Here is a 336-nt window from a genome sequence, read left to right as displayed (position 1 = left end):
GCTTTTTCTCCAAAGCGTACGATGCGAAGGATGACAGCGTTGCGCCACCGCCGGGCAGCACGCCGAGAATGGAGCCTAGGCCCGTGCCCCGCAGGGCGGGCATGATCATCCGCTTGAAATCAGAAGGGGACGGCATCAGTCGACTGATCTCGCGAACCGAGCGACTTGGTGTGTCGCTCGGTTCGAGATTGCGAAGAATTTCCGACAGCCCATAGATGCCGGTGGCAAATGCGACGAAACTGATCCCATCGTAGAGATCGGGGACGCCGAAGGTGAATCGTTCGACGCCGGTGTAAACGTCGGCGCCGACGATGCCGAACAGCAAACCAAGCACGA

At 59.5% G+C, this 336-nt stretch carries 1 protein-coding gene; it reads right to left on the bottom strand.

What is annotated here, in order from left to right:
• On the bottom strand, positions 1-325 hold a 325-nt coding region (locus C6558_RS39400; RefSeq protein WP_245449391.1), incomplete at its 3' end, for a tripartite tricarboxylate transporter permease.
• Positions 326-336 lie beyond the last annotated feature (11 nt).

Origin of the sequence: Ensifer sp. NM-2, assembly GCF_003024455.1 — a bacterium.
Lineage (GTDB): Bacteria > Pseudomonadota > Alphaproteobacteria > Rhizobiales > Rhizobiaceae > Ensifer > Ensifer canadensis.
Note: the sequence above shows the minus strand (reverse complement) of the source record. Positions and strands in the feature narration are given on the sequence as shown.